The sequence below is a fragment of the Sphingomonas sp. A2-49 genome (genome assembly GCF_025548555.1).
Taxonomy (GTDB): Bacteria; Pseudomonadota; Alphaproteobacteria; order Sphingomonadales; family Sphingomonadaceae; genus Sphingomonas.
In genome coordinates, this window is sequence record NZ_JAJLPA010000043.1 from 1 (window position 1) to 2,500 (window position 2,500).

Annotated in this window: 2 rRNA genes (1 of these 2 cut by a window edge); both read right to left on the reverse strand. The window is 55.4% G+C overall.

The window, feature by feature from the left end:
• Nucleotides 1-100: 100 nt before the first annotated feature.
• Nucleotides 101-215, reverse strand: a 5S ribosomal RNA gene (gene rrf / locus LPN01_RS18930).
• A gap of 213 nt (nucleotides 216-428) precedes the next feature.
• Nucleotides 429-2,500: ribosomal RNA gene (locus tag LPN01_RS18935) — 23S ribosomal RNA — on the reverse strand (it continues 753 nt past the right edge of the window).

Below are 2,500 nucleotides of genomic sequence, written 5' to 3' on the forward strand. Positions count from 1 at the left end.
GTGCGCGCCATGGGGCGGTTCGGCGTCCCCGTGCGCGGGCGCGCGGGGTGTGTGACATGTGGATGGGTTCCGGGATGGTTTCGTATCCGCCGGCTGCAATGCCTGGCGACGACCTACTCTTCCATCGCTTGAGCGATAGTACCATTGGCGCAGTCGGGTTTCACGGCCGAGTTCGGGATGGGATCGGGTGGGACACCGACGCTATAGCCACCAGGCAATGAAGCGGGCGGATACGGGGGTATCACATCGAAGTGGTACTTCGATGTGGTTTGGGCTTGGGGACCCGTCGCAACTTTCATTGTGACGGGCTCCTAAAATCGATGCACCTTTGTGAGGATGTGTATTCAATCTGGCGTTCGACGCTAGTCATCCACGTCACCAACGACGCTTGGACCGAGGTCCAGTTTTGTCATTGATGGTGTGAGACTCTCAAGCGCGAATAGGACAATTAGTATCGGTTAGCTCCATGGATTACTCCACTTCCACATCCGATCTATCAAGGTCGTGGTCTCCGACCGTCCTATGAAATCTTATCTCGAGGGAGGCTTCCCGCTTAGATGCTTTCAGCGGTTATCCCGTCCGTACATAGCTACCCTGCTGCGCCGTTGGCACGACGACAGGTACACCAGAGGTACGTTCAACCCGGTCCTCTCGTACTAGGGTCAACTCCTCTCAAATTTCGACGCCCACGGCAGATAGGGACCAAACTGTCTCGCGACGTTCTGAACCCAGCTCACGTACCACTTTAATTGGCGAACAGCCAAACCCTTGGGACCTGCTCCAGCCCCAGGATGTGATGAGCCGACATCGAGGTGCCAAACAACCCCGTCGATATGAGCTCTTGGGGGTTATCAGCCTGTTATCCCCGGCGTACCTTTTATCCGTTGAGCGATGGCCCTTCCACGAGGGACCACCGGATCACTATGACCGACTTTCGTCTCTGCTCGACTTGTCAGTCTCGCAGTCAGGCGGGCTTATGCCATTGCACTCTAACAGCCGGTTTCCAACCGGCCTGAGCCCACCATCGCGCGCCTCCGTTACTCTTTAGGAGGCGACCGCCCCAGTCAAACTACCCGCCACAGAGGGTCCCTATTCCGGCTTACGGAACGAGGTTAGACATCAGAAAACAACAGGGTGGTATTTCACCTATGGCTCCACGACAGCTGGCGCCGTCGCTTCAAAGCCTCCCACCTATGCTACACAGTTCTTTCCTAATGCCACTCTGAAGCTGCAGTAAAGGTGCACGGGGTCTTTCCGTCTAACCGCGGGTACTCCGCATCTTCACGGAGAATTCAATTTCGCTGAGCATGTCCTGGAGACAGTGGGGAAGTCGTTACGCCATTCGTGCAGGTCGGAACTTACCCGACAAGGAATTTCGCTACCTTAGGACCGTTATAGTTACGGCCGCCGTTTACCTGGGCTTCATTTCAGAGCTTGCACCCCTCCACTTAACCTTCAGGCACCGGGCAGGCGTCAGGCCCTATACGTCGTCTTGAAGCCGACTTAGCAGAGCCCTGTGTTTTTGCTAAACAGTCGCTACCCCCTGGCCTGTGCCCCCTCAATATGCTTGCGCACGATGAGGGCCTCCTTCTTCCGAAGGTACGGAGGCAATTTGCCGAGTTCCTTCAGGACACTTCTCTCAAGCGCCTTGGTATACTCTACCTGACCACCTGTGTCGGTTTCGGGTACGGTCTATACGGTGGGGCTATTTCCTGGAACAGTTTCGAAGCACGGCCAATCCGATAAGGCCGTACAACACACACCATCCGTCACACACCACCAGGCCCACGAATATTAACGTGGTTCCCATCGACTACCCCCTTCGGGCTCGTCTTAGGGGCCGGCTCACCCTGCGCGGATTAGCCTTGCGCAGGAACCCTTGGTCTTTCGGCGAGAGGGCATCTCACCCTCTTTATCGCTACTCATGTCTGCATTCGCACTTCCGATACCTCCACGACCCATTACCAGATCGCTTCAACGGCTTACGGAACGCTCCGCTACCGCGTGACGTCTAAACGCCACACCCTAAGCTTCGGTGCATCACTTTAGCCCCGTTACATCTTCGCCGCAGAAACCCTTGTTTAGACCAGTGAGCTGTTACGCTTTCTTTAAAGGATGGCTGCTTCTAAGCCAACCTCCTGGTTGTTTTGGGATTTCCACATGCTTTCCCACTTAGTGATGACTTGGGGACCTTAGCTGTAGGTCAGGGCTGTTTCCCTTTTGACGACGGACCTTAGCACCCGCCGTCTGTCTCCCGGATATCACTCCTAGGTATTCGGAGTTTGGTTAGTGTTGGTAGATCTCGCGACCCCCGCAACCATCCAGTGCTCTACCCCCTAGGGTGTCCATCCGAGGCACTACCTCAATAGTTTTCGCGGAGAACCAGCTATTTCCCGGCTTGATTGGCCTTTCACCCCTAAACACAACTCATCCGGTAACTTTTCAACGTTAATCGGTTCGGACCTCCAGTGCGTGTTACCGCACCTTCATCCTGGTCATG